General features: G+C 72.2%; 5 protein-coding genes. 3 read left to right on the plus strand and 2 right to left on the minus strand.

Annotated elements, in window-relative coordinates; genetic code table 11:
* Window positions 1-22 precede the first annotated feature (22 nt).
* Both AB0C22_RS30925 and AB0C22_RS30930 read left to right on the plus strand, forming a co-directional pair.
* The gene (locus AB0C22_RS30925; RefSeq protein WP_208568292.1) at window positions 23-337 is read left to right on the plus strand and encodes a hypothetical protein; all 315 of its coding nucleotides are present in this window, start codon (window positions 23-25) and stop codon (window positions 335-337) included.
* A gap of 239 nt (window positions 338-576) precedes the next feature.
* Window positions 577-1,302 (plus strand): methyltransferase domain-containing protein, encoded by a 726-nt coding sequence (locus AB0C22_RS30930; protein ID WP_219464845.1) that lies wholly within the window; start codon window positions 577-579, stop codon window positions 1,300-1,302.
* A 188-nt stretch (window positions 1,303-1,490) separates the two neighbouring features.
* Here AB0C22_RS30930 and AB0C22_RS30935 read toward each other — a convergent pair whose 3' ends face one another.
* Window positions 1,491-2,492 carry a LacI family DNA-binding transcriptional regulator gene (locus tag AB0C22_RS30935; RefSeq protein ID WP_357538514.1) on the minus strand — a complete coding sequence of 334 codons (1,002 nt, stop codon included), beginning with the start codon at window positions 2,490-2,492 and terminating at the stop codon, window positions 1,491-1,493.
* Between the two features lie 137 nt (window positions 2,493-2,629).
* Here AB0C22_RS30935 and AB0C22_RS30940 point away from each other — a divergent pair, with 137 nt between their 5' ends.
* Entirely contained in the window at window positions 2,630-4,141 is a 1,512-nt protein-coding gene (locus tag AB0C22_RS30940) for an alpha-N-arabinofuranosidase (RefSeq protein WP_357538516.1), read from the plus strand.
* 60 nt (window positions 4,142-4,201) lie between these two features.
* Here the strand turns inward: AB0C22_RS30940 and AB0C22_RS30945 are convergent, their stop codons facing one another.
* Window positions 4,202-5,695 (minus strand): amino acid permease, encoded by a 1,494-nt coding sequence (locus AB0C22_RS30945; protein ID WP_219464851.1) that lies wholly within the window; start codon window positions 5,693-5,695, stop codon window positions 4,202-4,204.
* Between the last annotated feature and the right edge of the window lie 358 nt (window positions 5,696-6,053).

Here is a 6,053-nt window from a genome sequence, read left to right on the forward strand (position 1 = left end):
GACCGCCGGGTGACAATGGGTCATGCTCAGATGGGAGTACGCGCTGCTGGTGCGCCGTCGCCAGCCGACCGCCTCCGACCTCAGCTGGGAGGTCGTCTTCGTCTGGTACGGCCCGGACGGCTCGATGACCGACGTGACCGCCTACGGCGACACCGCGCTGGCGCACCTGAACCGGGCCGGTGACCAGGGCTGGGAACTTGTCGGGATGAGCGAGGACCCGTCCCTGGAGGGCCACAACGAGCTGCACCGTTACCACCTCAAGCGGCCGAAGGCGGCCGGTGCGCCCCGGCAGCGCATCCGGGCCGTCGGCCGGCCCACCCGCCGCACCGGCGGCTGACCCACGGGTACGCGCTCCGCGCGCGGAGCCATCGCCCGGCTGGACGGTCACGGTCACGGTGGGGTCCGCCCCGGGCACCGGCTCGGCGATGGGCAGCAGAGCGGCGATGGGCAGCAGAGCGGCGATGGGCAGCAGAGCGGCGATGGGCAGCAGAGCGGCGATGGGCAGCAGAGCGGCGAGAGTTGGCGGCGACTGGTGTGCGGGACCGGAGAGCGGGTAACGGCCGGCGGGAGGTGGCCATGGTCGCGTTGGCGCAGGCACCGCCCTCGGCCGAACGGCTGCGGGCGCTCGACGGGTTCCTCGAAGCGGCCTGGGCCGAGCAGGCCCGCCACGACGAGCGGTTACGTGGGCTCCCCGTCGAGGTGCGGTTCGACCGGGGGGTCGCCCACCTGAGCGGGGAGGTGGCCGAACCGGATCAGTTGCGGCTGGTCCGCGAGCTGGTCGGCCGGCTGGCCGGGGTGTACGGCGTGTGGGGGCGGGTGCGGGTCGACGGCCGGGACCCGGTGGTGGTGGACCTGGGCTGCGGCGGCCAGAAGCAGTACCCGACGAACCTGGGGTTGGACATCTTCCCGGCCCCCGGGGTGGACGCGGTGGCGGACCTGTCCGGGTCGCTGCCGCTGGCCGACGACTCCGTCGACGTCATCTTCACCGTGCACATCCTGGAGCACCTGATCGACTTCCTGCCGCTGCTGGACGAGTGCCACCGGGTGCTCCGCCCGGGTGGCGTGCTGCACGTGATGAGCCCCTGGTGGGGGCACGTCAACGCGGTGGCGGACCCGACCCACGTCCGGCTGCTGGACGTACAGACGATCAAGGGGGTCTGCGGTCAGCGCCCGCCGGGCACCCCGCGCTGGCATCCGCTGCACGCCGGCTGCGACGGCGCGTCCATCTTCGCCGATCTGACCCCGCTGCCCGCCGACGCCCCACCGCCGGCACCGGCCCACCTGGCCCGCTTCTTCGACTGACAGCCGGCCGGGCCACGGCTCCGGCCAGCGGCCCGTTCCTGCCCAACGGGCAGATCCGGCCTCAGCGGACCGGTCCGGCCCAGCCGGCAGGTTCGGCCCGGACGGCAGGTTCGGCCCGGACGGCAGGTTCGGCCCGGACGGCAGGTTCGGCCCGGACGGCAGGTTCGGCCGAGCGGGCAGGGCGGGCGTCAGGCGGTGCTCTCCCGGGGGGTCAGGCGGTGCGGGGCGGTGAGTTCCCGGGGTGGCGCGTCCCGGTCCCCGCCCAGCCGGCCGGCGAGCAGGTCCACGGCGAGCCGGGCGATCCGTTCCTTGTCCGGGGCGACAGTGGTCAGGGTGGGGACGCTGAACCGCCCGTCCTCGATGTCGTCGAAGCCGGCGACGGCGACGTCGGTGGGGACCCGCAGGCCGGCCTCGTGCAGGGCGCGCAGCGCGCCGAGGGCGAGGGTGTCGCTGAAGCAGAACACCGCGTCCGGGCGGGTTCCGGAGGCGAGCAGGTGGCGCAGGGCGGCGGCGCCGTCGGCGCGACGCCAGGCCGGGGTGGCGGCGACGAGGCGTTCGTCGTACCCGATGCCGGCCTCGGTCAGGGCGGCGGTGTAGCCGGCCAGCCGCAGGCGGGCGCCGGCCCGCTCGGGGGTGGGTTGCGCGCCGACGGCGGCGATCCGGCGACGGCCGAGGCCGATCAGGTGGGCGGTCACCTCCCGGGCGGCGGTCACGTTGTCGATCACCACGTGGTCGGCGGGGCCGTGGTCCACCCGCTCGCCGAGCAGCACCATCGGTACGCCGTCGAGGTCGGTGAGGTCGTCGGCGGTCAGCGACAGCGGGCTGAAGATCAGACCGTCGATCAGGTGGTCGCCGATGCCGGCGGCGGCGACCCGTTCCCGTTCCCGGCCACCGCCGGTCTGGTCGATGAGCACGGTCCAGCCGTGGTCGGCGGCGGCGGCCACCACGTGCCGGGCCAACTCGGCGAAATAGGGGATGTCCAGCTCCGGCACGGCGAGGGCGATCACGCCGGTACGGCCCTTGCGCAGGTTGCGAGCCGACAGGTTGGGCCGGTAGCGCAGTTCGGCGAGGGCCGCCTCGACCCGGGCCCGGGTGGCCGGCCGGACGTGCTGGTAGCCGTTGACCACGTTCGACACGGTCTTGACCGACACCCCGGCCCGTTCGGCCACGTCCTTCAGTCGGTGCCGCACGTGGGCTCCTTCCCGCGTCCGCCACCGGACCGAATCGCGCGAGAGATCCTTTACAACGTTGGCGACAACGGTATACAAACGCGGAGCAGCGCATCGACCGTAGTCGCTCCGAGCAGCTCAGGGGAAGAGGTGGGCCCGTGCGTGCAGCACGGTTGACGATCGACCCGGCCTTCACGGTCGGCCCGGTGGACCGCCGGCTCTTCGGCTCCTTCGTCGAACACCTGGGCCGCTGCGTCTACGGCGGCATCTACGAGCCGGGGCACCCTGGGGCCGACCCGCTCGGCCTGCGCCGCGACGTGCTGGAGCTGACCCGGGAACTGGGCGTCTCGATGGTCCGCTACCCCGGCGGCAACTTCGTCTCCGGCTACCGCTGGGAGGACGGTGTCGGCCCGGTCGACGACCGCCCCCGCCGGCTGGACCTGGCCTGGAAGACCATCGAGACCAACGCGTTCGGCCTCGACGAGTTCATGGCCTGGGCCACCGCCGCGCAGGTCGAGCCGATGATGGCGGTCAACCTCGGCACCCGGGGCGTCCAGGAGGCGTGCGACCTGCTGGAGTACGCCAACCACCCGGGCGGCACCCGGCTGTCCGACCTGCGTCGCGCACACGGCGCGCAGCAGCCGTACGGCGTGCGGTTGTGGTGCCTCGGCAACGAACTGGACGGCCCGTGGCAGGTCGGCCACAAGACCGCCGAGGAGTACGGCCGGCTCGCCGCCGAGACCGCGCGGGCGATGAAGCTGATCGACCCCTCGATCAGCCTGGTCGCCTGCGGCAGTTCCGGCCGGGGCATGCCCACCTTCGCCTCCTGGGAGGCGACCGTGCTGGAACACACCTACGAGCAGGTCGACTACATCTCCGCGCACTCCTACTACGACCCGACCGACGGCGACCGGGCCAGCCTGCTCGCCTCCGCCGTCGACATGGACCAGTTCATCACCGAGGTCGTCGCCACCGCCGACCACGTGGCCGCCCGGCTGCGCCAGACCCGCAAGCTGAAGATCTCCTTCGACGAGTGGAACGTCTGGTACCAGTCCCGCGTCCAGGGCGACCTGGACGCGCGCGGCTGGGTCGAGGCACCCGCGCTGCTTGAGGACGACTACACCGCCGTCGACGCGGTGGTGGTCGGCGACCTGCTGATCACCCTGCTCCGGCACGCCGACCGGGTCGGTGTCGCCGCCCAGGCGCAGCTGGCCAACGTGATCGCCCCGATCCGTACCCGCACCGGCGGGCCGGCCTGGCGGCAGAGCATCTTCCACCCGTTCGCCCTGACCGCCCGCCACGCCACCGGCACCGTGCTGCGCACCGAGCCGGTCTCGCCGCACTACGCCACGAAGCGGTACGGCGACGTGCCGGTGTTGGACACCGTCGCGCTGCACGACGAGGAGTCCGGCGGGCTGACCGTGTTCGCGGTCAACCGGGGCACCGACGCCCTCCCGGTGGAGATCGACCTGCGGGGCCTGTCCGGGCTGCACCAGGTGCAGCACCTCAGCCTGGCCGCCGGGGACGACCCGGACGCGATCAACACCGAGGCGGAGCCCGACCGGGTGACGCCCCGGGAGTTGCCCACCGCCACCGTCGACGGCGACCGCTGCTCCGTACGCCTGCCGGCGATCTCCTGGAACCTGCTGCGCTTCGCCCCCCGACCCTGACCACCCCGGGCCACCGGAATGACCGACCGGCGGCCCGGGGTGGCCGGCACCCCCGGGTCGTCACGCCGGGGCACGCTCCTTGGCCCGGTCCTCGGCTTCGCCGGTGGCGAGACGGTTGCGGCGGTAGCCGTAGCCGAAGTAGATGATCCCGCCGAGCGCCATCCAGATGAGGAACCTGATCCAGGTCTCGATCGACAGGTTGAGCGTGAGGTACAGGCAGGCCAGCGCGGTGAAGATCGGCAGCACCGGGGAGAACGGGACCCGGAACGGCCGCTCCAGGTCGGGGCGCTTACGGCGCAGGATCGGCACCGCGATGGCGACGATCATGAAGGCGCAGAGCGCGCCGATGCTGACCAGATCGGCCAACGCGGACAGCGGCAGGAACCCGGCGAGCAGCGCCACCACCACCGTCATCACGGCGGAGATCCGGTACGGGGTCCCCCAACGCGGGTGGATCTTGGCGACGGCGGGCGGGATCAACCCGTCCCGGGAGATGGCGAACCCGATCCGACCCATGGCCACCAGGTCGACCAGGATCACGCTGGTCAGGCCGGCCACGGCCGCGATGGAGACCAGCACCCCGGCCCAGCTCGCACCGACCGCGTTGAAGGCTGCGGCGATCGGGGCACCCCGGTCGATCTCGCCGTACGGCACCATGCCGACCACGACCAGCGAGACGCCGACGTAGAGCGCGGTGGAGATCAACAGCGTGCCGAACAACCCCAGGGTCAGGTCCCGCTTGGGCCGCCTGGTCTCCTCACCCAGGTTCGCCACCGCCTCGAACCCGGTGTACGCGAAGAAGACCACGGCGGCGGCGCTGAGCACCCCGACGAAACCGAAGACGGACGGCTCCAGCCCGAAGAACGCCTGCACGACCGGCTGCTTGATGCCGTCGTCACCGGCACCGGCCGGCTCGGCCGGCGGGATGAACGGGCTGAGGTTGGCGGACTTGACGAAGAACAGCCCGGCGACCACGACGAAGATGCAGATGGCGACCTTTACCAGCACCAGGATGTTGGTGATCCGGGCGGACTCGCGGATGCCGATGATGGCGACCACACCGAGCAGCAGCACGATGCCGATCGCGCCGAGGTTGACCACGCTGCCCTCTTCGGCGAACCAGGTGCTCGGCAGGCCGAACAGCTCGGCCAGGTAACCGGACCAGCCCCGGGCCACCACCGCCGCGCCGAGCGCGAACTCCAGCAGCAGGTCCCACCCGATGATCCACGCGACGATCTCACCCATCGTGGCGTACGCGTAGGTGTACGCGCTGCCGGCGGTCGGCACGCTGGACGCCAACTCGGCGTAGCAGAGGGCCGCGAGCAGGGCGACCACCCCGGCGATGGCGAACGAGATCACCACGCCCGGCCCGGCGCTGTCGCGTGCCTCGATGCCGGTGAGGGTGAAGATGCCGGTGCCGATCACGATGCCGATGCCGAAGCCGGTGAGGTCGCGGGCACCGAGCCGGCGTTTGAGACCGGGGCTGCCGTCGCTGCCGTCCGCGTTGCCCTGGGCAACCACATCCTTGATCGGTTTGGTTCGCAGCACAGACACCGTACTCACCCCTCCCACCACCGCGACCGCCCTGCTGGCGACCGGTGCCGCGCGTTGCTACCCACCCACACCGACCACCAATCGCCCCCTCCCCACCACCAAAACATCAACCCCGTGTCCCCCAACGACCACTTTCGGTCACCCCACCCCCCATCACCCAACCCCCCCCACCCCCACCCGCCACCCCTTGCGCCCACCCACCCCAATATGAAACTTTCCCCCCACCCCCCACCCCCCCACCCCCCCACCCCACCCCCCCCCCCCGGGGTTGAAATGTTTTAATGAAAAATAGCGGGCGGGGGGTAAGAAAACACAATATAAAACCGGGCGGGCGAGGGGGGGGGAGGGGCGCCCGGGC

The sequence above is a fragment of the Micromonospora sp. NPDC048894 genome (assembly GCF_040649765.1).
GTDB classification, from domain to species: Bacteria; Actinomycetota; Actinomycetes; order Mycobacteriales; family Micromonosporaceae; genus Micromonospora; species Micromonospora antibiotica.